This window comes from Rhizomicrobium sp. (assembly GCA_037200045.1).
In the GTDB taxonomy this organism is placed as follows: Bacteria; Pseudomonadota; Alphaproteobacteria; order Micropepsales; family Micropepsaceae; genus Rhizomicrobium.
Map to the genome: position 1 here is coordinate 881,219 of JBBCHM010000001.1, position 23,974 is coordinate 905,192.

Genomic DNA, 23,974 nt, shown 5'->3' on the forward strand with positions numbered 1-23,974 from the left:
GCGCTATCTCCGGAACGGAAACGTCAGCAGGAAGAGGAACAGCTTGAAATTCAGAAGGCCGAGCCCCTTGCGGAACTCCGCCGGCGAAAGCTTCGCGGTCATCGGCATCGCGCCGAAGATCTTGCCCTTGATCACCAGCAGGTCGCCGTCGCGCTCCAGCGCGCTCACCTGCATCAGCTCGGATCTGTCGGCGGAGGTGAGCTTCATCTGCGCACGCCGATCTTGTCGAAATCGATCTTCAGGTCCTCGCACATCCGCATCGCCGCCGCGCGGCCGGCGCCGAACACGCCGCCGCCCGGATGCTGGAACGGCCCCACGAGATAGAGCCGCTCGCAGCCCGGCACGACGTTCATGCCGAGGTCGGGCGTCGGCCGGTGCGCGCCGGACTGATAGGTCGTGGACGCCACGCCGTGCAGATCGCCATGCTGGAAGCTGGCCGAGGTGCGCTCCATGTCGAGCGGGCTGTCGCACTGATAGGCGATGATGTTCTCGGGCCCGACATTCGAGATGTACTTGCCCATATGCGCCAGCATGCGCTCGGCATAGGCCTTCTTCGTGGCGTCCCAGTCCAGACCGTCGGCGCGCTTATAGGGCACGTAGTCCCACACATGCATCGTCGCCTTGCCGGCCGGGGCGCGCGACGGATCGTGCATCGAGATCGAGCCAAGCCCGATCAGCGGCGGGTCGGTGAAGCCGCCATAGCGCAGATTGTCGAAGCTCTTGCGCAGCGCGTTGTAGGAGTTGGGCAGAAGCTCGATCATCACTGCCTTGACGTGATCGCCGGCGCGGAATTTCAGCGGCTCGTTCAGCGCGGCGTGGATCGTGATGCAGCCGATCTCGGAGATCTGCGTCGCATTGGCGTCGTGCACCACCGCCGGATCGAGCCCCGAAACCATCCTGCCCAGAAGATGCGGATGGATGGCGCCGATCACGCCGTCCTTGGCCTTGTATTCGCGGCCGTCCTTCGTTGCCACGCCGGTGGCGCGGCCGTTCTTCGTCGTCACCGCGGTCACGTCGGCGTTCGCCAGGACCTCGCCGCCATTGGATTCGATCGAGGCGATCAGCGCCTCGGTCAGCTTGCCCGAACCGCCGAGCGGAACGCCGATGCCATAGGCTTCCAGGAAGCCGACGAACACGAACGGTCCCATGCCGGTCGCTTTCTCGTCGGGCGAGACCAGGTTCTCCCCGGCGATGCGGCCGAAATGCATGATGACCTTTTCGTTCTCGAACAGGCCGGTCAGAAGGTCGTGGCAGGAGAGCTGCATGATGCGCCACATCTCGCGGCCCTCGCGGCTCTGGTCCATCAGCGCATAGGAGGCGCCGAGCGGCACCGGCGGGGAATAGAGCTGCGATTGGATCATCGGCAGGAAGGTCTTGGCCATGTCCGCGAAGCCGCGGAACGCCTCGGCGTCCTTCTTGGAGAACTTCGCGATGTCGGCGACGGTGCGCTCGCGGTCGCGGTACATGCCCAGCGTCGTGCCGTCCTCGAACACCGAGACCATCGGCATCTCGGGAAACACATAGCGCAGACCGAATTTCGACTTGAGGCCCAAATCGTCGTTCTTCAGGAGCGGATTGCCCTGGATGAAAATGTGCGCCATCGAATGCTGGTCGTGCAGGAAACCCGGCACCGTCAATTCGCGCGTCACCACGCCGCCGCCGTGCCAGGCATTGCGCTCCAAGACCAGGACCTTCTTGCCGGCCTGCGCCATATAGGCCGCGGCGACGAGGCCGTTATGGCCCGAGCCGATCGCTATGACGTCGTAATCCGTGGCCATCGTTCCCTCAGCTCGTGATCGACGCGATATAGGCGGTGTCCATGTATTCGCGGATGGCGAAGATCATGTCGTCCCTGATCTCGACGATCCAGGCATAGCGGTTGTCGTATTCCCGCCCGTTGCGGAACGTGCCGGTGCCGTGCGTCTCCACGGCGACGAAATCGCCCTTGCCGAACAGGTTCTCGACCGTGTTCTTCGGATCGCCGTCCACGAACAGCCCGCGCACCGGCGCGAGAAATTCGTCGACGATCCCCTTGCGGCCGCGATGCACGCCGGCGCCGGGAATGCCGGGCTTGGCCATCGGCGTCCAGGTCGCGTCGGGATGGAAACACGGCCGGATCTTTTCCAGGTCGCCGGTGTTCAGCACGTCCTCGAAGAAGCTGCGGACCAGCTTTTCGTTCTTGCTTTCCGTCTCGGCCATTGCGCTTCCCTTCAAACCGCTTTCGGCGCCGGCTTGGCGCTTTGTTCGTCGTAGATCGGCACGTCGTAGAGAAAGCGCGCCGACTTCGCGCGCCCCGGCGGAATGGGCTCGTCCGGCAGCGCGGCGAGCACCGCCTTCATCCGCGCTTCCAGCACGTCGCGGATTTCGCCATGGGTGATGATGTAAAGGTCATCGCGTCTGAGGCCCTGCATGACCTTGCGCCCGACTTCCTCGATCGACATCGCGCCGGCGAAAATCTCCTGCGAGACGGGATCGCGCGCGTCGGTCTTCACCAGATGCGCGCCGGTATCGCTCAACTCCTTCGGCCGGACCGCCGGCGTGCTGTCGAACAGATCGGTCGCGACTGGCCCCGGGCACAGGATCGAAACGCCGATGCCATAGGGCGCCAGGTTCATCCGCAGGCACTCGCCGATCGCCGTGGTGGCGAATTTCGACGCGGTATACGGTCCGACCGCGCCGCTCGCGAACAGCCCGTTGATCGAGGAGGTGAGCACGATATGACCGCCCTCGTTTTGCGCGATCAGGCGCGGCACGAAGGTGCGCACGGCGTTGACGGTGCCACCGAGGTTCACGCCGAGGCAGAAATCCCAGTCGTCGTACGTCGCGTCCTGCGTCGGGCCGCCGATGAAGATGCCGGCATTGCTGCACAGGATGTGGACCTTGCCGACGTCTTCCGCCGCGAGCGCGAAGGCCTCGCGGTCCGTCACATCGAGGCGGATGGCCCGCAGCTTGTCGCCGCCGCCCAGCGTCTTCACCGCCTTGTCGAGCGCGTCCTGGCGGATGTCGGCGATCACCACCTTGGCGCCGGCCGCCAGAAATTCCCGCGCCATGGCGAGGCCGATGCCGGCCGCGCCGCCGGTGATGAAGGCCGTCTTGTCCTTGAAGTCTTCCATGGCATCTCGCTCCAATGACTAGCCGGCCGCGGCGATGCCGCCGTCGACATGCAGGATTTCGCCGTTGATGAAGGATGCGGCCGGCGAGAGCAGGAACGCAACCGCCTGCGCGTTGTCGTCGGCGCTCCCCAGCCGGCGCAGCGGTATCGTTCGCGTGCGCCGCGCATATTCCTCTTCGGTGTTGAGGCCGAGCGCGCCGGGCGTCGGCACCGATCCGGGTGCCACCGCATTAACGCGGACTTTCTTCGGCCCGAGCTCCGCCGACAGCGTCTTGGTGAGCGTGACGAGCGCGCCCTTCACCAGGCTGTAGACCGCCGTGTTGGGAAAGCCCTTCTCGGCGACCGGCGAGGCCATGTTCACGATGGCGCCGCCGCGCTCCTTGTCCATGTGGGCGAGCAGGGCCTGGGCTCCCCACAGCGATCCCTTGATCCCCACACCAAGCATCCGGTCCACCACGTCCGCGCGCACGTCCTCGATCGGCTCATAGCGCAGCAGCATCGCGTTGTTGACGACGGCGTCGATGCGGCCACTGTGCTGCGCGAATTGCGCCGCGGCGGCGTGGAAGGCGTCGCGGTCCGCCACGTCGAAGGCGAAGTCCGCCGCGCGTCCGCCGCTTTCCCGGATCGCCTCGACCGTCTCCGCGCATCGGGCGGCGTCGATATCGCAGGCGCCGACGCGTGCGCCGCAGCGCGCCAAAAGCTCCGCCGCCGCGCGGCCGAGGCCACGTCCGGCGCCGGTGATCAATATTGCCTGGTCCTTCAGATCCCAATCCATCAGACGGCCTTCAGCTTCCAGTTTTTCGTGTCGCTCACCACATAGCCCGACGAGGGATGGGTGAAATGCGTGCCGATGACGAGAATGTTCTTGTCCGCCACGCGCTCGATCATCGCCTTGCGCGTCTTGACGCCCTGTTCCTTGTCCATGTCGAAATTGGCGACGCGGTCGCATTCGGCGAGCTGGATCGGGTGATGCATCATGTCGCCGGTGATGATCGCTTCCTCGCCTTTGGACTGGATCAGCACGCTCATATGCCCCGGCGTGTGACCGGGCGTGGGGATAAGGCTCACCTCGTCGGTGATCCGGGCCGTCGGATCGATGAAATCGACCAGGCCGGCCTCGACGACCGGGCGAATCGAGTCGGTCATGTGCGTGACGTCGTGATAGCCGCCGGTCCGCTCCAGCATCAGCCAGTGCTCGTATTCCTTGGCGCCGAACAGATAGCGGGCATTGGGGAAGGTCGGGATCCACTTTCTGTCGACCTTCATCGTGTTCCAGCCGACATGGTCGAAATGCAGATGCGTGCACAGCACCTTGGTGATCGTCTCGCGCGGAAAGCCGGCGACCTTGAGGTCCTCGAGGAAGCTGGTGTGCAGGTTCGTGAAGATGTCGAATTCCCGCGCCCGGTCGTTGCCGATGCAGGTGTCGATCATCACGCTGTCCTTGCCCGAGCGCAGGACGAAGCACTGGAAGGAGATCTTCATCCGCCCGTCCGGCGTGATGAAGTTCGGCTGCAGCCAATCATATTGCAGGGCGTCTTCGGCCGTGAGGTCCTTCGACAGCATGCTGAACGGGTCGGTATGATCGTTGACCTCGACGATGCGCGCGATCTCGACGTCGCCGATCCGCCATGTCCTGATGTGTTCCGCGGCCATGCTTCCTCCGATACGCGTTGTTATTGCGACAAGGCCAGCGGCGCCGGCGGCGCCTTGCCCAGGATCATGTCGGCCGCTTTCTCCGCCGCCATCACGACCGGCGCGTTGGTGTTGCCGCCCATCAGCTTGGGGAAGATCGAGGCGTCGGCGACGCGCAGGCCCTCGATCCCGCGCACCTTGAGCTCCGGTGTCACGACCGCGTCGTCGTTGACGCCCATGCGGCACGAGCCGGCCGGATGATGCACCGTCGCGGCGGTCGCGCGCACATAATCCTTGAGCGGCGCGTCGCCCTCGACCGACGCGCCCGGCAGGAACTCGCTCGCCTTGTAGGGCGCGAAAGCCGACGCCGCGAAGACGCGCCGCGCGAGTTTGAGTCCGCGCACCAGAGGCTCGAAATCCTCCGCCGCGCTCAGCAGTTTCGGATCGATCAGGGGCAGGGCGCGCGGATCGGCGCTCTTGAGCGTCAGCCGCCCGCGGCTTTTGGGGTGCAGCAGCACGATGCTGATCGCGAAGCCATGGCCCAGCGGCAGCGGGAACAGGTTCTGGTTGCGCCGCGCCGGCTGGAACACGACCTGGATGTCCGGCCGGTCGAGCCCGGCGGTCGAGCGCAGTACCGCATGCGACTCGAACACATTGCTCGCGAACGGTCCTTGTCGCGCCAATAGATATTGCAAGACGTTCCACACCCCGCGCGGAAAGGCCTTCACCGAGATGCCGTAGGACTGGGAATTGTCCGTCCACATCTGCACGCTCGCCGCGACATGGTCGTGATAGTTCGCGCCGACCGCCGGCAGGTGATGTTCGACCGCGATGCCGAGCGCCTGCAGCGCCGCGCCGTCGCCGATGCCCGACAGCAGCAGCATCTGCGGCGAACCGACCGCGCCGCCGCTCAAGACCACCTCGCGTCGCGCTTCGACTCGCCGTGTCCCGCCATCGGCAAGCACGTCCACGCCCGTCGCACGCTTGTTCTCCACCACCACGCGTGCGATCGGTGCGTCCGTCATCACCGTCAGGTTGGCGCGGCCGATCGCCGGCCTCAGGAAGGCGGTGACGCCGGATTCGCGGCGTCCATTCCTTATCGCGCCCTGGCGCAGGCCGTAGCCTTCCGGGTTCGGGCCGTTGAAGTCGTCGCAGTGCCGGAACTGCAAATCGCGCATCGCGTCGGCGAACACCGCGTTCAGCGGATTGGGTCCCTTGATATCGCTGACATGCATCGGCCCGCTATGGCCGTGATAAGGCGAGCCGGGATATTCCGCGTTGTTCTCCGAACGCAGGAAATAGGGCAGCACTTCGGCGAACGACCAGCCGACATTTCCCGCCGCCGCCCAATCGTCATAGTCCTTCGCGTGGCCGCGAAAATAGACCATGCCGTTGACCGAACTCGATCCGCCGAGCACCCGGCCGCGCGGGACCGGTATGCGCCGCCCGTTCAGATTCTCCTGCGGCACCGTTTCCAGGCCCCAGCTCACTTGCTTGAGCGTCAGCGCCGCGCCAACCAGCGCCGGCACATGGATGAAGGGATGGCTGTCCTTGCCGCCTGCCTCGATCAGGCAGACTCGATTGTTCGGGTCTTCGGACAGCCGGTTGGCCAGCACGCAACCAGCCGTGCCGGCGCCTGCGATCACGTAGTCGAAGGCGTGCTCGCTTTGCCGGTTGGCCATGGCGCCGACTTCTAGGTCGCGGCCGAGACGGCGATGTCCGACAGGCGCCGCCAGCGCACATAGTTCGCGTCGGCGTTCATCACCCCGGTCATGAGGCCGACGAAGGTCAGGTCCAGTTCCGGATCGGTCCACCAGATCGTCGTGCCGGCACCATAGCCGCCCATCGTGCCCGGCGAGGTCATCGAGCCGTAGAGATTGACGCCGACCGCGTCGCCCCGCAGCGGAAAGCCGAGCCCGATATAGGCCGGAATGACCGGCCAGCCGCGGTCGATGCAGAGCTTCTTGAACACCTCGTTGGGCTTGTCGCCGGTCCAGTTGCGCCGCGCCAGCTTGACGCTGGTCGGCGACAGGATGCGCACGCCGTTGCCGTCGCCGCCGCGCCGGAACATCTCGGCGAAGCGGTACATGTCGAGCGCCGTCGAGACGATGCCGACCCACGGCATCTCGGCATCTTCCTCTTCGAACGCGCCGTTCGGTCCCAAATTGCTGTGGCCCAGATGCTGCGTCGGCGAGTTGCCGCGGAATTCCGGAACGAGATGCCGCTCCTTCAGGTCGAGCCGCCGGCCGACCGAGGTGTCCTTGAGGCCGAGCGGAAACAGCAGATCCTCGTTGGCGATATCGCGATAGCGCCGGCCCTTGGGATCGGTCTTGACCAGCATGTAGCCTAGCATGGCGTGGCTGACGAGCGCGGAATAGGCGACGACCTCGTTCGGCCGGTGCTCGGCGGCGATGCGCTCGCAGATCGTCATCACCATGTCCTCGAGCACGTCGATATACATGCCTTCGCTCGGCGTATAGATCGGCGGCATGCCGGAGGAATGCGTCAGCAGGTGCAGCACCGTGATGTCGTCGCGGCCCTTGCCGGCGAACTGCGGCACCACGTCCTTGATCTTGGTGTGGAAGGCGAACTGCCCCATCTCGATCGCGCGCAGCACCAGCACATTGGTGAACGATTTGGTGACCGAGAACAGGCTGAACACCGAATCCTTCTTCACCGGCCGGCTCTTCTTCGAGTCGGCATGGCCGAACGCCTCGTAGAGTCCGATCTCGCCGTGCCGCGCCACGATGACGGCGCCGCCGAAATAGAGGTCCTTCTTGATATCGTCCTCGATGACGGCCTTGAGATGCGCGAGGCGCTCGGCGTTCAGTCCGTGAGTCCCAGAGGCGTGCATGGCCCCTCCCTGTGATGTCCTCGCCGGCGCGGCAACGCCGCGCCGCGGGTGCGCTTGTTGGAGCGTTCGATCGGCTGCTTGTTCGCGAGAATTTAAGGACGGCGGTGATCACCTGTCCAGCCGACATTGTGCACGCGGAACATCGTCTACACGACGATTTCGCGCGGCGGATGAAGACGGTTCGCGCATTGCCGCGAAGTATTGCGCGCAAAGTGCAGGACGCCGTCGGGGCCCTCTTGGGCGGTCCGTTACAAAGCGACGCGGAATTGCGCGCCGACCGAAACCGACATCGGCGTGTCCGGCGCGCTGGGCGGGTTCATGTCCAGCACGGCGAAGCCGTCGACCGCGCCGCGGCCTTCCAGGACCGGCACGTCATAGGTCGTTTCCATCCGGTATTCGCGCTTGCCGGCGATGTTCCAGGTCTGGGTCACCGGGCCGACCGCGCCGGTGTCCCGGTCCACGACCTGGAGCGCGGTGTAGAGTAGCGCGCCGCTTTCGACATGCAGCGGCTGGGTCAGCGAGAAGCGCAGGCTGTCGAACTCCGAAAGCACGCCCAGTTTCGTCGCGGCGAGTTCGTAGGCGGTCGATTGCAGGCCGGCCTGCGACAGCGCCAGGCTCGATGCCGCCGATTGCGCGGCGCTCGTGCGCGCCAGCGTGCCCGAGCCGGAGACCGTCCATCCGTCCGACAACGCGGCCGTGGCGCCCAGCGTCGTGCCCTGGGTATGCGCCGCGCCGGCGAAGGCCAGCGCGCCGCCGCCCTGCGAGCCGAGCAGCCCATCGTCCTCGGTCAGCATCGTATAGGAGGCGTTGATCGTCAGATCCTTCCCGATCGCATAGTCGAGCCCGGCGACCGAGGCCGAGGCGCGCGCCGTCGCGAGCGGCAGCTCCTTGAGCGGCCCGAAGGTCGGATCGATGTAGACGTGGTCGTCGGATTTCTGGCTGAAACCGAAATTCAGCTTGAGGTCGCGCGTGACGGAATATCCGCCGCTCGCATACATGCCGCCGGACGCGAAGCCGAGCACCGGATTGACGCCGCCGGTCGCCGGATCGAAATCGGACCGCAGCGAGAAGGCGCCTGTACCCATCATCGAATAGGCCGCGCTGCCTTCGCCCATGTGCAGCTCGACTCCCGCCTCGCGGTTGGACGCGACGAACTCGGCATGGAACGGCCCCTCGCCGCGGCTGGTCTCGTCCGGCGTGGATTCGGTCGTCACGATGCCGAGCTGCCAGTCGCCCTGGGCGAGCTGGGTGGACTGCGATTCGAAGGACAGCGAGTTCTTGCCGTGTGCCCAGTCGATCAGGCGCTGATAGAGATAGCTCTGGAACGGATTGCTGGTGCCGTTGACGTTCTGGTTCTTGCCGACCAGCAGGCTGCTGAGCGGAATGGTGAAGTCGCGGAAGGTGGAGCCGATAGTCTCGAACGCCACGAGGAACGCGCCCTTCTGCTGCCACAGATTGAGCTGGCCGGCGTTCAGGAGCGAATATTTGAGCGAGGCCGGCGACCAGGTCGGCAGCAGGAACGACGTCGCGACCGGCCGGCCGCTATAGCTGAAGGGCTGATAGATCATCAGATCGTTGAAATCGAGCGGCGATTGCGACGCCTGGATGTCGAGCTTGCCCCAGCCATAGATCGGATCGACGCCGGGCGCACCGAGGTCGTCGGCCGATTGCAGGATGATCTGCACTGTCTCTTCGGCGTGCTGCTGCAGCCACGGCCAGCGGTCCTGCAGAAGGGCGACGGCGCCCGTCACCAGCGGCGCGGCGAGCGAGGTGCCCGTCATGCGGGTGACGCCGCCGTGATTGTCCGAGACGAGGATCAGTTCGCCGGGCGCGACCAGGAAGCGGTATTTGAGCTTGTTCTGCTCCTTGCAGATGCCGTTGACCAGGATGCAGGACTCGCCGGGCGAGTTCGAGAACCAGGAGATCTGGTCGGTCGGGCCGATGGAGCCGACGAGAAGCAAATTGTTGGGCGCCTGGCTGCCGGTCCACGCCACGTTCGCGGTCTGCGTGATGCCGTCATTGCCGGCCGCCTTCACCAGGACGAGATCGTGGTTGCGGTTGCTGAGCTGCGGGCTGGTCAGGATATTGGCCCAGTCGCTCGACAGCACCGAGCCCGGCACGCCGAGCGAGGCGTTCACGACATAGGCGCCCTTCTTGTAGAGCGTGTAGATGCCCTGGCTGACGTCCGACCAGCTCGCGGTGCCGGTCTGGTCGAACGGGTTGTAGACCTCGACGGTGGAGTTGGGCGCGATGCCCATGATGCCCTGTCCGTCGTGCTGGGCCGCGATCAGGCTCGCCACCGCCGCGCCGTGATCGTTGGAATAGGTCTGGTAGCCGCCGGCGAACACCAGGTTGGCGACGCCGCTGTTGTCGCTGGTGAAATTGGCGTCCAGGACGCCGATGACCGAGTTCGTGCCCAGGCCCTGGATCTGGGTCAGCGCCGGCGACCAGTGCACCGAGCCCATCCACCAGTCGACATGGTCGACGCCGGTGTAGGACATCAGCCCGTCATACCAGTTGAGGAAGAACAGCGAGCGCGTGTCGACGCTGGTATTGGCCAGCGAATTGGGGTCGTTGGGATTGATCCCGTATTTGGCGAACATCGGCTGGGCGAAGCCGTCGTTGAAGTTCTTGCCCGTCGCCTGCTTCACGGCCGCGCCCCAGAAATTCGCGCTGGTGCTGACGAAGGCGTTCAACTGGCTTTGCAGGCTCGCATAGTTGCGCGCGTTGCCGGCCTGCAGCTGACTCCAGGTCTGGTTGATGTCGCCCCATTGCGGGCCGGCGTTTTTCCAGAACGGCTGCACGGTCTTGAAGAACGAGTTCCCGACGAAGGGATTCATGTCGCCCCAGAACGCGTTGTTGCTCCCGTAGAACGGCAGGATCGTGCCGTAGAACGGCTGGATATCGCCCCAGAAGGGCTGGATGTCGCCCCAGAACGGACTGATGTCGCCGTAGAAGGGATTGATGTCGCCATAAAACGGGTTGATGTCGCCGTAGAACGGGTTGATCGAACCGTAAAAGGGATTGATCGGTCCGTAGAACGGATTGATGGAGCCGTAGAAGGGGTTGATCGAGCCGTAGAGAGGGGTGATCGGGCGGGCGGCCGACAATGCGCCGCCTGCGCCGGTATCCGCCAAGGCGCTCCCGCCGGCGAACAGGCAGCCGACGGTGGCGCCCACGAGCAGCCATTTCCGAGCCATTTTCGTCCCCACCAACGCAACCGGGTGATCCCTGCCTGCAAGATGCGGCGTGGCGCTTAAGCAGGGGTAAATCCGCTGTGGACCGCTCACGAATCGCTAAGGTCCGCTTAATTTTCCGTATACGGATTGCGGCCAATGCGATGCAGTCGGGCGCGCGTCAGGACGCGGCCGCCACCTTGCCGGTCCAGAATGCGAAGAGGACGCGCTCCGCCGGCAGGTGGACCCGCGCCACGGTGCCCCGGTCGACCTCGCTGGTCAGCGTGAAGCGCCCGCCGTGCAGGCGCACGAGCGACCGGACGATCGGCAGGCCGAGCCCGACGCCGCCATGCAGGCGCGCATAGGTGCTCTCCGCCTGGCCGAACGGCTCCATCACCGTGGCGAGCTTGTCCTCGGGAATGCCGACGCCGTTGTCGGTCACCACGATATCCACGCCGTCCTCGACCAGCTCCGTGGCGATCGAGATCGCCGCGTCCCTGCCGGTGAACTTCGCGGCGTTCGACAGCAGGTTGACCAGGATCTGGCGCAGCCGCTTGTCGTCGCCACGCACGCGGACCTGGCGGGCGCCGCCGTCCATCCGGATCGTCTTTCCGGCGGCGGCCGGGGTGTTCTCGATCTCGCGCACCGCGCTCTCGACGATCTCGCCGAGCGGCATCTCGTTTTCGGTCAGCGTGACGGTCCCGGCGTCGATCCGCGCCATGTCGAGGATGTCGTTCAGGATGCGAAGCAGGTTCTGCCCGCTGATATTGATGTCGGCCGCGTATTCCTTGAGCTTGGGCCCGGTGATCGCACCGTGCGCCATCAGTTCGGAGAAGCCGATGATCGCGTTCAGCGGCGTGCGCAGCTCGTGGCTCATATTGGCCAGGAAATGGCTCTTGGCGCGGTTGGCCTCCTCGGCCGCCTCCATGGCGAGGCGCAGATGCGCTTCCACCTCGTTGCGGCGCGCGATCTCGATGTCGCGCTCCGACAGGGTCCGCGTCAGTTCGACGTTCTTCTGGGTGATCGCGTTGCGGTGGCGGCGCACCAAAAGATGGCGCCAGCCGATCCAGAGCATCAGGAGCACGACGCCCAGCATCATCGCCGCGAAGATCACGGTCTGCGTCGCGGCGCGCGATTCGCGCAGCGAGATGTCGCGCTTGAGCTGCTCGGATCTGAGATGCTCGATCTCGAAAAGCTGCGTGGCGAAGTCGAATTGCGCGCCGATCAGCGCGAGGTTGGCGGACGCCGCGAGCGAGCGGCCCTGGTCGTCCAGCCGCTTGAAGGCCTCCAGATGCGCCAGCGCGAGCGGATAATTGCCCTGGGCGCGATAGACCTTGTAGGCGATCTCGTGCATGTCGCGGAACGGCGAGATCGTGGTCGTCAGGTCCACGCCGTGGAACGCCTTGTCGAGGTCGCGCGCCGCGGTCTCCAGCGCGCCGCGCTCGAAATCGATCTCGGCCTTGACGCCCCACACGAACGGCGCCGAGCCGTTCTGGTCGCCCCTGGCGAGATGGCCGAGCGCTTCGTTCACCGCGTCCGTCGCGGCGGCGAAATTGTGCTGCTTGGCATAGACCGCGGCGAGGTTCGGCAGGATGCTTTCTTCCAGATATGCGCTCTTGAGCTTGCGGCTGATGTCGAGCGCGCGCTGGAAATTCTCGATCGCCTCGTCGTAGCGGCCCATCTGCTGCAGGGCGAAGCCCAGATTGTTCGCGATCGACAGCTCGACCGCCGGATCGTCGGAATAGATGCGCTGGGCGTCGTTGTAATAGCGGATCTCGCGCGCGAAATCGTGCGCTTCGTCGTAGATGCTGCCCAGCCCCTGGAGCGCGATCGACTGGCTGCGCGCCTGGCCGAGCCTGGCGAAGATGTCGTGCGCCTTCTGGAAGCTCTTGAGCGCATGGGCGACGTCGCCGCTGATGTCCGCGATGCGCGCGTCGGACAGCGCCAGATCGCCGTCGAGCTTGTTGATCTCGCCGTCCTCGTTCGCGATCCTGATCGCGCGGTCGAGAGCGGCGCGCGCCTCGGTGATCTTGTTGATGCGCGTGAGCGCCTCGGCCTCCAGCCACAGGCTGGTCGCGACGGCGCCTTTCTGGCCGGGCGACGCGGCGAGGCGCACGGCGATCGCTTCGGCGGCCCGCGCCTTTTGCAGGGCGGCGTTGGGGTCCGCCATCATCGCCTTCTTGGCGCCCGCGATGAGTTCGTCGGCGTTCCCGGAGGGTGCGGCTTCGCCGGCGCGCAGGCCGTTCGCGCCGAAGAGGCAAAGCGTTAGGACTAGGGTAACCTTCTTTAACATCCACCACTCCTGGTCCGAGCATGCCGGATGAACCTTGACGAACGATTATTCGCCAGGCCGAAGCTCGCCCATCGGTGCGCATTTTGAATCATTTCGCGTCGCGTGTGCCGGCATGGAACACAAGCGGAGCGCACGTAGGCGCCGTCAACTCGCAACCCGGAGTTCGCGGCGCGGGGCACGCGATCCGCCCCTGCACATTCCTTCGGCAGACCGTTCGGCGCGAGCGGCGCAGTGGCGGATTGTACTCTGGACAAGGCGCACCAAGATGGTCATCAACAGGACGGGCTGGGAACCGAAGGCGGCCGCACGCATGGCGCATCGCGCACGATCGATTTCGAAGCCCGAGCATCTCAAGGCGCTGGCGAGCCCCATCCGGCACGACATCGTCGATCGTCTCGCGGCGATGGGTCCGCTCTCGGTCCGCGATCTGGCGCGGGTGCTCGGGCGCAAGCCGACGGCGATCTACCGCCATCTCGTGACCTTGGAGAAACTCGGCCTGGTCCGGGCCTCGGCGACCTCCGGCACGCGGGGCCGGCCGGCCATGGTGTATCGGACGGTCGCTCCGCTCGCGCGCCTGGCGCGTCCGCCGCGCATCAAGGGCAACCGCGCGCCGATGGTGAAGATCGCCAATGCGATGGCGCGGCAGGCGGCCCGCGAATATGCCGGCGCGTTTCATGCCGATGGCGGCACGGTCGACGGCCCCAGGCGCAACCACGCCTTTTTCGAGCTCGTCACCTCGCCGTCGCCCAAGAAGCTGGCCCGGATCAACGCGATGCTCGACGAATTGGCGCAGTTGATGTGGACGCCGGACAAAAATCCGGGACGCCCCATCCGCGTCACCTGGTTCCTGTCGCCGACCTCGCGCGTGAAGCCGTCGAAGGCCCGGCAGCCCCATGGCGGAAAGACCGGCCAGGTCGTGAAATTCACTCGCCCGCGCGCCGCCTCGAGCAATCGCGGCGGCCGCGCCGTGCGGCAGGTTTCGGCCGCTTAGGCGCCAAGTCTTGCGCGGCGCGAAGCCGTCACGGCGCCGCGGGAGTCGCCGTGGCCAGCCGTACTTCGTCGCCCGGGCGCAGCGAATCGGGCGGATTGTCGATGACGCGGTCGCTCGGCGACAGGCCGGCGGCGATTTCGACCGCCGTGCCGTAGTCGCGCAGGATGGTCACCGGCTTGAGGACGACGCGATTGCGCGGCCCCACCACGGCGATGGCGGTGCCGTTGTCTCCGAAGATCAGGGCGCTGGCCGGCAGGCGAATGGCGCTCTTGTCCGCCGGCAGGTCGAACGTCACCTGGGCGTAGTCGCCGGGATTGAACAGATCGCCCGGATTGTCGGCGAGGAGCTGAACCAGCACGGTTCCGGTCTGGGTGTTCACCGAATCGGCGGATGCCGCCAGCGCGGCGACGAACACCTGTCCAGGATGCTGCGGCACCGTGAACTTCGCCGCCATGCCGGGTTTGAGCTGGCTCGAAGAATTCTGCGGCACGCTCACATAGATGCGCACCTTGGTGTCGTCCGCGACGGTGAAGAGGGGTGTCGCCGAGCCGTTGCCCGCGGCCACGTAATTGCCGATGTCGATCGAGCGGCTGGTGAGGGTTCCGTCGAACGGCGCGACAATGCGCGTGTAGTTGAGGTTGATCTGCGCCGCCTTCAGGTTCGCCTCGTCGAGCGCGACGATGCCGACATCCGATGCCACCAGCGCTTTCTGCGAGGAGAGCTGCTGGTCGGAAATCGCGTGCTGCGCCGCGAGTGCCGTGAAGCGCGTAAGATCGAGCTTGGCTTCCCCCAGACTGGCCTGGTCGCGGGCCAACGCGCCCTTTGCCTGGTCGACCGCCGCCTGATAGGTGCGCGGATCGATCTGCGCCAGAAGCTGGCCGGCCTTCACCGGCGTACCGATGTCGACATACCACTTCTGCACATAGCCCGTGATCTGGGCATAGATCGGCGCGCTGTTGAACGCCTGCACATTGCCCGGCAATACGAGGCTGCCGCTCTTGCTGTTGGCGAGGTTGATCACGCTCACCGTCGGCAACGCGTTGTCCTGCGTCCAGTTGTCGACCTCGCGGCTCGCCATGACGCGCGTGACGAGGCCGACCGCGACGATCAGGATCGCGATGCCGCCCGCGATATAGCCGATGAGCCTCAGCCGCTTCGGCGCAATATAGTGCAAGGGATTATTGGTCTCAGGCATAGGCTTCTTCTCCGGCGGACGGCGCGGGCCGGTCGAATTCGCCGCTCGGGCGATGGGCCTTGCGTCCATGGACGATGCTGAACACCACCGGCACGAACACCAGCGTGGCGCAGGTTGCGAAAATCAGGCCGCCGATCACGGCGCGGCCGAGCGGGGCGTTCTGCTCGCCGCCTTCGCCCAGCCCCAGCGCCATCGGCGCCATGCCGATGATCATGGCGAGCGCCGTCATCAGAACGGGGCGGAAGCGGGTGATGCCGGCCTCGACCGCCGCCAGCATCGCGTCGCCGGTGGCGTCCAGCCGCTCGCGCGCGAAGCTGACGACCAGGATCGAGTTCGCCGTCGCCACGCCCATGCACATGATGGCGCCGGTCAGGGCCGGCACCGACAGCGTCGTGCCGGTTCCGAACAGCATCCACACGATGCCGGCCAGCGCCGCGGGCAGGGCGGTAATGATCACGAAGGGATCGAGCCAGGACTGGAAGTTCACCACGATCAGCAGATAGATCAGGACGATGGCGGCGAGCAAGCCGTAGGACAGGCCGGTGAACGCCGCGTCCATCGTCACGACCTGGCCGCGCAGCTTCACGGTCACGCCCCGGGGCAGGTCGTTGGCGGTGTCGGCGATAGCCTGGCGCACGTCGGCGGCGACCGCGCCGAGGTCGCGGTCCTGTGTCGTCGCGTAAAGGTCGATGACCGGCATCACATTATAATGCGAGACTACGGCATCGGATTGCTCCCGCGTGATCTTGCTCAATCCGCCCAGGATCTGGAGCCCGCCGGCCGCGCCCGTTATCGGCACGTTCTCGAGCGCCGCCAGGTTGGTGATCTGGTATTCCGGCGTTTGCGCCACGATCGGATAGGACACGCCGTTCTGCGGATTGAGCCAGAAGGTCGGCGCGACCTGCGAGCTGCCGGCGAGCGTCGTCACCACGCTATTGGTGACGTCGCGCTCGGTCAGTCCGAATTGCGCCATGCGCGAGCGGTCGACATCGACGCGCAATTGCGGATTTTGGAAGGACTGCTGCATGCGCGCGTCGGCGATGCCCGATATGCCCTGCAGGCGGTGCAGCAGTTCGAGCGCGTAGGCGCGGTCCTTGTCGATCTTGGGGCCGGCGACCTGCACGTCGATCGGCGCCGGCGCGCCGAAATTCAGGATCTGGCTGATGATGTCGGCCGGCAGGAAGGAGAACGCGGTGCCGGGGAACTGGCGGGGCAGGGTCACGCGCAGGGTGCGCACGTAATCCGCCGTGGCGTGATGATCCGGCTTCAGCGTCACATAGATATCACCGTCCTGGTAACCGATCAGGCCGGAGTTGTTGTACACCGTGTTGATCGCGCTGGTCGGCAGGCCGATATTGTCGACGATGGACTCGATCTCCTGGGGCGGGATCGTCTTGCGGATTTGCTTCTCGATGTCGCCGAACATCGCCGAGGCGTGCTCCAGGCGCGTGCCGACCGGCGGGCGGACATGCAGCGTGATCTGGCCGGAATCGACCGCGGGGAAAAAGTTCGAGCCCAGGAACGGGAACAGCAGGAACGACACCAGGACGAAAGCCAGGAAGCCGATCACGAAGGCGCGCCGGTTGCCGAGCGCCATGGCCAGCAGGTTGCGATAGCCCTCGCGGATGTCCTCGAACCGCGCCTCGAAGCCGCGCTGGAAGCGCGACAAGGGATTGCTCGGCGCGATTCCGGGCGCTTCATGACCGGCGACCGCGTGCGGCTTCAGCAGGTACATCGCCATCGTCGGCACCAGCGTGCGCGACAGGATGAAGGACGCGATCATCGCGAACACCACCGCTTCGGCCAGCGGCACGAAGAGGAAGCCGGCGACGCCCTTCAGCGCGAACATCGGCACGAACACGATGCAGATGCAGAGCAGCGAGACGAAGGCCGGCTGCACGATCTGCGCCGCGCCGTCGAGGATCGCGGTCGTGACCGGTTTGCCGTGCTCCAGATGCCAGTTGATGTTCTCGATCGTCACGGTGGCGTCGTCGACCAGGATGCCGACCGCCAGCGCCAGCCCGCCCAGCGTCATGATGTTGAGCGTCTCGCCGGCATACCACAGTCCCGCCAGGGCGCAGAGGATCGCGAGCGGGATCGAGATCGCGATGATCACGGTCGAGCGCCAGCTTCCCAGGAACAGCAGGATCATCAGGCTGGTCAGCGCCGCGGCGATGGCGCCTTCGCGCACCACGCCGGAGATCGCGCCCTTCACGAACACCGACTGGTCGTTGAGCAGGTTGATCTTGAAATTCGGCGGCAGCGTCGCGGCGAGCCTGGGCAGCGCGTCCTTGACGCCCTGCACGATGTCGAGCGTCGAGGCCGAACCGGTCTTCAGAACCGTGGTCAGCACGGCGCGCTGGCCGTTGACATGCACCACGCTCTGCTGCGGCGGGTTGCCGTCGCGGACATGGCCGACATCGTGAAGATAGATCGTCGCGCCGTTCACCGCCTTGATCGGGATGTTGTTCAAATCCTCGATCGTCACCGGCGCGTCGTTCAGCTTGACCGTGTATTGCGTCGCGCCGAACTTCACCGTGCCGGCGGGAAGGATCTGGTTCTGCGCCGCGATGGCGTTCTCCACATCCTGCGCCGACAATCCCTTGGCCTGCAGCGCCTGGGAGTCGAGATCGACCTGGAGCTGGCGGACCTTGCCGCCATAGGAATAGGGAATCGCCGCGCCCGGAATCGTGCTCAGCACCGGGCGCACGAAATTCTGCGCCAGGTCGAGGATCTGCTGCTCCGTCATGTGCTCGCCCGAGAAGGCGAGCTGCAGGATCGGCACGGTGGAGGCGTTGTAGTTCAGGATCAGCGGCGGCGTGGCGCCCGGCGGGAACTGCTTGAGCGCCGTCTGCGAGATCGCGGTCACCTGGGCATTGGCGAGGCGGATGTCGGCGCCGGGCTGGAAGTAGATCTTGTCGATGCCGATGCCGGGGATCGAGGTGCTTTCGATGTGCTCGATGTCGTTGACGGTCGTGGTCAGCACGCGCTCATAGGGCGTCACGATGCGTCCGGCCATCTCGTCCGGCGACAGGCCGGTGAACTGGAAGGCGACGCCGATCACCGGAATGCGGATGTCGGGAAAGATGTCGGTCGGCATCGACATCGCGGCCAGCGGCCCGACGATCACGATCAGGATCGCCATCACGATGAAGGTGAGAGGCCGCTCCAGCGCGACGCGAACGATCCAGGTCATAAGGGCAGGGCCTTCAACGCTTGAAACACTTCACCACACGGCCGCGCTGTTGCCCGGCTGAGATACATCCCCCGTGCGGTTCGAGGCTTCGAACCGTTCGTGCGCCGCGTTCGCGTCTGGGCCGGCTCCAACGGCTTGCAGTGCGATCTGTCGCAAACTATGTTAACGACCGGTACGGTGCAGCGCACCATATAGGTACCGCTCGGTAACACCGTCAAGGCGAAACGCTGTGACAAAAAGAAAGCCCGCCTCTGCGGTTCGCGCAACCCCGAAACCGCCGAAGCGGGCGGCGGAACGCATCCGCGAATCGGCCCGCGACCTGTTCTACCGCCAGGGCATCCGCGCCGTCGGGGTCGAGGAGATCGTCACCCGCGCCGGCGTCACCAAGCCGAGCCTCTATCGCAGTTTCCTGTCCAAGGACGCCCTCGCCGCCGATTATCTGCGCCACATGGGCGAGGAGGGGCTGGCGCGCCTCGACGCGACGCTCGCCGCCGATCCGGCGAATCCGCGGGCCCAGTTGCGCGTCTGGCTGGTGGAACTCCAGGGCCGGGCGAACAAGAGCGACTATCGGGGCTGCGGCACGACCAATGCCGCCGTGGAATATCCCGACCGGCGCCATCCCGCGCGCAAGGTGGCGAGCGACATCAAATCCCGCTTCCGCGGCAAGCTGGCCGCGCTGGCCGCGTCGCTGGGCGCCCGGGAACCGGACCGGCTGGGCGACGCGCTGATGCTGCTGTTCGAGGGCGTCTACGCCTCCGGCCAGTTGTTCGGCGCCGGCGGCCCGGCGCGCGTTCTGGTCGAAGCCGTGGATGTGCTGATCGATAGCTACTGCGCGCCGGCGCGCTGAGCGTTCGCCGCCCGCCAGGAAGGTCATTCCGCGCTCACCGGCGCACCGCCGCCGCTGACCGAGCGGCGCGCCAGCCAGACGACGCCGATCATCGCGACGCAGAACCAGCCCGAAATCCAGAACAGATCGTCGCTCGCCAGGAGATAGGCCTGGTTGGTGAGCGTTCGCGCGAGCAACGCATAGGCCTGCGGATCGGTGAAGCCGAAACCGTGCAGCCGGTCCATCGCCTGCTGCATGATCGGATTGTAGGCGCTCGATGAATCGGCGAGGCGGGCCTGGTGGAACGCCTCGCGGCGGTCCCACATCGTGGTGGTGATCGAGGCGGCGAAACCGCCCGCCGTGATGCGCGCGAAATTGGAGATGCCGGAGGCCGAGGGAATGCGATCCGGCGCCACGCCGTCCAGCGAGAGCGTGACCATGGTCACGAAGAACATGCTCATGGCAACGCCCTGCACGAGCAGCGGCAGGACGAAGTCCCAGAATCCGGCATCGGCGGTGAGGCCCGAGCGCATGAAATACGACGCCGCATAGGCGACGAAGGCGAGGGTCGCCATGATCCTCGCGTCCACCCGCGACATGAAGCGCGCCGCGATGGGCGTCAGCAGCACCGCGACCACGCCGCTCGGCGCCGCCACCAGGCCGGCCCAGGTCGCGGTGTAGCCGAGATTGGTCTGCAGCCAGAGCGGCAGCAAAAGGATATTGGCGAAGAACACGGCATAGCCGAGGCAGAACGCGATCGTGCCGAGCGCGAAATTCCGGTTCCGGAACAGCTTGAGCTCGACCACCGGATGCATGTCGGTCAGCTCCCAGATCACGAAGGCGGCGAAGGCAATGGCCGCGATGATCGCTTCCGCGATGATGGCGGTGGAGGAGAACCAGTCGGCGTCCTTGCCGGTGTCGAGCATGATCTGCAGCGCGCCGACCCATATCACCAGCAGCGTCAGCCCGACCGTGTCGATCGGCAGGTTGCGCGTCGGCGTCTCGCGGTTCGAAAGATTGGTCCAGCACAGAAAACCCGCCACCAGCCCGATGGGCACGTTGATCAGGAAGATCCAGCTCCAGTGGATATTGTCCGAGATGTAGCCGCCCATGATCGGCCCCACGATCGGCGCCACCAGCGTCGTGACCGACCAGATGCCCAGCGCCGTCGAGCGCTTGTCGGACGGGAAGATCGCGATCAGCAGCGCCTGCGATCCGGGAATCATCGGCCCCGACACCGCGCCCTGCAGGATGCGGAACGCGATCAGCGCGTTCAGGCTCCAGGCGATGCCGCACAGGAACGAGGCGATGGTGAAGCCGAACACCGCGAACACGAAGGTCCGCACCACGCCGAAGCGGCCCATCAGCCAGCCGGTCATCGGCACCGCGACGCCGTTCGCCACCGCGAAGGAGGTGATCACCCAGGTGCCCTGGTCGGTCGAGGTACCCAGATTGCCCGCGATGGTGGGCAGCGAGACGTTCGCGATGGTGGTGTCGAGCACCTGCATGAAGGTGCCCATCGCCAGCGCGATGGCGGTGATCGCGAGTTGGCCGCCCTTGAGCGGGGCCGGCGCCGCCGCGCCCGGCCCGCTCATGCGCCGTTCTGCTTCAAGATGCGTTGGATCAGCGCGTCGGCTTCCGGCCCGCCATCGCTGCCGACATCGCCGCGCAGCGTGCGCGCCGCCGCGGTCGAGCCCACGGCCGAGCCCGAGGTGTCGCCGATGTCCACGCTCACATCGACCGAAAGGCCGACGCGCAGCGGATGATCGCGCAACTCGGCGGGATCGAGCGCGATGCGCACCGGCACGCGCTGCACGATCTTGATCCAGTTGCCCGAGGCGTTCTGCGGCGGCAGCAGGGCGAAGGCGCTGCCGCTGCCGGCGCCCAGGCCCTGGACATGGCCGTGAAACGTCACGCGGCCGCCATAGATGTCCGCCGTCAGCGTCACGGGCTGGCCAATGCGCATGTCTTCGAGCTGGACTTCCTTGAAATTGGCGTCGACCCACACCTCGTGCAGCGGCACCACCGCCATCAAGGGCGTGCCCGCCGCGATCTGCTGGCCGAGTTGCGCAGTGCGCTGCGCCACCTCGCCGTCCACCGGCGCGTAGAGCCGCATATGCGCGTACACCAGCGAGGCCTGGCGCAGCCGCGCCATCGAGGCGAGCACGTCGGGATTGTTGGCGACCTCGGTGTTCTGCACCGAAGCGAGGGCCTGCGCGAGGCCGCTCTGCGCGGCGCTCACATTGGCCGCGGCCGAGGTCAGCGCATCGCGGGCATGCGACAATTCCTCGGTCGAGACGGCGGCGCCGGCGCCGGCGCGGCGGCGATAGTCGCTCTGTGCCTGGACCACCGCGACGCGCGCCGCAGCAAGCTGGGCGCGGTACTGATCGACCTTGGAGAAATTGGTGCGCACCGCGCGCACGGTCTGCGCCAGATCGGCCTCCGCCGCCTCCAGCGCTACCCGCGCCCGCACCGGATCGAGCTCGACCAGCAACTGGCCGCGCCGCACCGCCTGGGTGTTGTCGGCATGCAGCGCCAGGATCGTGCCGGCCTCGCGGCTGGTGATCGAGACGATGTCGCCGCCGACATAGGCGTCGTCGGTCGTCTGGAAGCGGCTGGCGTAGAGAAAGTAATAAAGTGCATAGGCAATCGCGGCCGCGACCACGACCACGCCGAGGATGATCAGCCAGCGGCGGCGCGGATCGGGGCGATGGCGGCCGACGGGTGTGGCGTCACTCATGGGAAATGTCCGGCTTGTCGTTGAGATTCGCGCTTGGCTGCGGCTCGGGCGCATAGCCGCCGCCGATCGCCATCAGAAGGGTCACGCGTGCCGCGATCGTGTCGCCCGCCAGTTGCGCGCCCTGGGTGCGCGCCTGGATCAGGAGGCCCTCGGCGTCGAGCGTGGTCTGCTGCGGGCTGAGGCCGCTGCGATAGCGCTCGCGCGCCAGATCGAAGCTCGCCTGCGCGTCGGCCACGGCGCCGCGCTGATCGGCGCTGCGGTCCTGCAGGCTTTTCAGGTCGGTCAGCGCGTCGGAGGTCTGGCGCACCGCCGTGACGACCGCCTGGTTGTAGTCCGCGACTGCTTCGTCGAGCTGCGCCGTGGCGCCCGCGTAATTCGCCTCGATCTCGCCCGCGTCGAAGATCGGCAGATGGATGGCGGCGCCGGCGCCGTACTGGAACGAGGACGAGCTGAACAGATTGCCCATGCCGATCGCGGCGGTGCCCGCGAGCGCCAGGAGATTGACGTCGGGATAATACGCCTTGCGCGCCACTTCGCGGCCCTGGAATGCGCTCGCGATCCGCGCCTGCGCCGCCGCGATGTCGGCGCGCCGCGCCAGAAGGTCGGCCGGAAGGATCGCGGGAAGTGTCAGCACCGTGTCGTTCAGGTTCGGCCGCGCGATGCCGTAGGCGTCGGCGCCGCGCCCCATCAGCGCCGCGATGGCGTGGACGGCCAGTTCGCGGTTGGCGCGCGCGCTCGTCAGGTCCTCGCGCGACAGCGCCAGCAAGGCCGAGGCCTGTTTCTGCGACGCCATGGTGTCGAGCCCGGCGTTCACGCGCCCCCGCGTCAGCGCGAGGATGCCGCCGCGCTGCTTGACCGCCTCCTCGGCGACATCGACCAGCACATAGGCGCGCCACAGCCCGACATAGGCCTGCGTCACCGAACCGGCGAGCAGGAGCCGCGCCGCCGTGGCGTCGAGCGCCGCGGCCTGCGCACTCGCGCGCGCCTGGGCGATCTGCGCCTCCTGCTTGCCGAAGAAATCCAGCGACCAGGAAAGGTCGGCCTCCACCGTGCCGATCCAGCGGTCGGTGCCGGCGAAAGGCGGCGGGTAGATGTAATTCTTGCTGACATGCTGGCGCACGTCGTTGCCGCTCAGCGTGATCTGCGGATAGGTCGCGGCGCGGGCGGCGGAAAGCTGCGACTGCGCCGCGCGCACCCGCGCCAGCGCCGCGGCCAGCGAGGGATTGCCCTTGAGCGCCTGCTCGACCAGACCGCTCAGCTGCGGATCGTTGAACGCCGTCCACCAGGTGTCGGCGACGGCCGGCGCCGGCGCGGCGCCGAGCCCGAGTTTTTCGCTCTTGAGCGCCACCTCGCGCGGCGTCGTGGACGGCGTGTCGACGCAGCCGCTCAGAAGCGCGCCCGCGAGCGTTGCGGCCAGCACCCGTCTCATGCGGCGTCGGCTTTCACCACCGGCTCGACGGGCGTCTTTTCCATGCGGCTCAGAAGGCGCGCCAGCAACGCGACAAGCTGCGCCGCCTCTTCGTGGGAGAAATCGCCGAGCAGCTCGTTCCAGAACGCGATCGTCGGCGTCGCCATGGACTTGGTGACGGCGCGGCCTTCCGGCGTCAGCGCGAGATGCACCACGCGCCGGTCGGTCTGGCTGCGGTTGCGCGTGACGAAGCCGCGCGCTTCGAGCTGATCCACCACCCGGGTGATCGCGCCGCTGTCGTAATTCATGTGGCGGGAGATGTCGGCGCAGGTCGTCGCCAGCCCGTCGCGCAGGCACATCAATGCCACCCAGTGCGAGAAGGTGAGGCCGTCCTCGTGGAACCGCGCCTCGGCGCGGGGGACCATGAGATTGGTCAGCCGGCGCAAGAGGCACCCGATGGAGGTGTCCGCCTCGAAATTCTCCAGGTTGTAGAACGGCTCGGTCATAGGCTGCGTATCCAGTGACTGTTGCTTCAATGACTGCCTAGGCAG

18 protein-coding genes are annotated in these 23,974 nt (G+C 66.4%); 2 read left to right on the forward strand and 16 right to left on the reverse strand.

Annotated features, from left to right (window positions below):
* Positions 1–3 precede the first annotated feature (3 nt).
* From WDM86_03805 to WDM86_03850, 10 genes are all read right to left on the reverse strand, one after another.
* Entirely contained in the window at positions 4–207 is a 204-nt protein-coding gene (locus WDM86_03805) for a hypothetical protein (GenBank protein ID MEI9989142.1), read from the reverse strand.
* Positions 204–1,778: an NAD(P)/FAD-dependent oxidoreductase gene (locus WDM86_03810; protein MEI9989143.1), complete on the reverse strand. Its 1,575-nt coding sequence runs from the start codon at positions 1,776–1,778 to the stop codon at positions 204–206. The genes WDM86_03805 and WDM86_03810 overlap by 4 nt, the downstream gene beginning before the upstream one ends.
* A 7-nt stretch (positions 1,779–1,785) precedes the next feature.
* The gene (locus WDM86_03815) at positions 1,786–2,199 is read right to left on the reverse strand and encodes a nuclear transport factor 2 family protein (protein ID MEI9989144.1); all 414 of its coding nucleotides are present in this window, start codon (positions 2,197–2,199) and stop codon (positions 1,786–1,788) included.
* Positions 2,200–2,210: 11 nt separating this feature from the next.
* Positions 2,211–3,113, reverse strand: coding sequence for an SDR family NAD(P)-dependent oxidoreductase (locus WDM86_03820; protein ID MEI9989145.1), 903 nt, complete (start codon positions 3,111–3,113; stop codon positions 2,211–2,213).
* A gap of 18 nt (positions 3,114–3,131) precedes the next feature.
* Positions 3,132–3,887: an SDR family oxidoreductase gene (locus tag WDM86_03825; protein ID MEI9989146.1), complete on the reverse strand. Its 756-nt coding sequence runs from the start codon at positions 3,885–3,887 to the stop codon at positions 3,132–3,134.
* On the reverse strand, positions 3,887–4,765 hold the full coding sequence (locus WDM86_03830) for an MBL fold metallo-hydrolase (protein MEI9989147.1): 879 nt from the start codon (positions 4,763–4,765) through the stop codon (positions 3,887–3,889). Before WDM86_03830 ends, WDM86_03825 begins: the two co-directional genes overlap by 1 nt.
* 20 nt (positions 4,766–4,785) lie before the next feature.
* Complete coding sequence (locus WDM86_03835) at positions 4,786–6,426, reverse strand: GMC family oxidoreductase N-terminal domain-containing protein (GenBank protein MEI9989148.1); 1,641 nt, start codon at positions 6,424–6,426, stop codon at positions 4,786–4,788.
* Between the two features lie 11 nt (positions 6,427–6,437).
* A complete protein-coding gene (locus tag WDM86_03840) occupies positions 6,438–7,598 on the reverse strand; it encodes a serine hydrolase domain-containing protein (protein ID MEI9989149.1) in 1,161 nt (386 codons plus the stop codon).
* 248 nt (positions 7,599–7,846) lie between these two features.
* On the reverse strand, positions 7,847–10,798 hold the full coding sequence (locus WDM86_03845; protein ID MEI9989150.1) for a S8 family peptidase: 2,952 nt from the start codon (positions 10,796–10,798) through the stop codon (positions 7,847–7,849).
* 157 nt (positions 10,799–10,955) lie between these two features.
* Positions 10,956–13,067 carry an ATP-binding protein gene (locus tag WDM86_03850; protein ID MEI9989151.1) on the reverse strand — a complete coding sequence of 704 codons (2,112 nt, stop codon included), beginning with the start codon at positions 13,065–13,067 and terminating at the stop codon, positions 10,956–10,958.
* Positions 13,068–13,332: 265 nt separating this feature from the next.
* Here WDM86_03850 and WDM86_03855 point away from each other — a divergent pair, with 265 nt between their 5' ends.
* Complete coding sequence (locus WDM86_03855; protein ID MEI9989152.1) at positions 13,333–14,058, forward strand: helix-turn-helix domain-containing protein; 726 nt, start codon at positions 13,333–13,335, stop codon at positions 14,056–14,058.
* A gap of 28 nt (positions 14,059–14,086) precedes the next feature.
* Here WDM86_03855 and WDM86_03860 read toward each other — a convergent pair whose 3' ends face one another.
* On the reverse strand, positions 14,087–15,253 hold the full coding sequence (locus WDM86_03860) for an efflux RND transporter periplasmic adaptor subunit (GenBank protein ID MEI9989153.1): 1,167 nt from the start codon (positions 15,251–15,253) through the stop codon (positions 14,087–14,089).
* Entirely contained in the window at positions 15,246–18,449 is a 3,204-nt protein-coding gene (locus tag WDM86_03865; GenBank protein MEI9989154.1) for an efflux RND transporter permease subunit, read from the reverse strand. The genes WDM86_03860 and WDM86_03865 overlap by 8 nt, the downstream gene beginning before the upstream one ends.
* A 229-nt stretch (positions 18,450–18,678) precedes the next feature.
* On the opposite strand from WDM86_03865, the gene WDM86_03870 reads away from it, so the two are divergent.
* A complete protein-coding gene (locus WDM86_03870; protein ID MEI9989155.1) occupies positions 18,679–19,296 on the forward strand; it encodes a TetR/AcrR family transcriptional regulator in 618 nt (205 codons plus the stop codon).
* A gap of 23 nt (positions 19,297–19,319) precedes the next feature.
* On the opposite strand, the gene WDM86_03875 is transcribed toward WDM86_03870, so the two are convergent.
* Genes WDM86_03875 through WDM86_03890 form a run of 4 tightly spaced genes read right to left on the reverse strand, consistent with a single transcriptional unit; the run spans position 19,320 to position 23,929 of the window.
* On the reverse strand, positions 19,320–20,870 hold the full coding sequence (locus tag WDM86_03875) for a DHA2 family efflux MFS transporter permease subunit (protein ID MEI9989156.1): 1,551 nt from the start codon (positions 20,868–20,870) through the stop codon (positions 19,320–19,322).
* The gene (locus WDM86_03880) at positions 20,867–22,015 is read right to left on the reverse strand and encodes an HlyD family efflux transporter periplasmic adaptor subunit (protein ID MEI9989157.1); all 1,149 of its coding nucleotides are present in this window, start codon (positions 22,013–22,015) and stop codon (positions 20,867–20,869) included. Before WDM86_03880 ends, WDM86_03875 begins: the two co-directional genes overlap by 4 nt.
* Positions 22,008–23,444 carry an efflux transporter outer membrane subunit gene (locus tag WDM86_03885; protein ID MEI9989158.1) on the reverse strand — a complete coding sequence of 479 codons (1,437 nt, stop codon included), beginning with the start codon at positions 23,442–23,444 and terminating at the stop codon, positions 22,008–22,010. Before WDM86_03885 ends, WDM86_03880 begins: the two co-directional genes overlap by 8 nt.
* Positions 23,441–23,929, reverse strand: coding sequence for a MarR family transcriptional regulator (locus WDM86_03890; protein ID MEI9989159.1), 489 nt, complete (start codon positions 23,927–23,929; stop codon positions 23,441–23,443). The genes WDM86_03885 and WDM86_03890 overlap by 4 nt, the downstream gene beginning before the upstream one ends.
* Positions 23,930–23,974 lie beyond the last annotated feature (45 nt).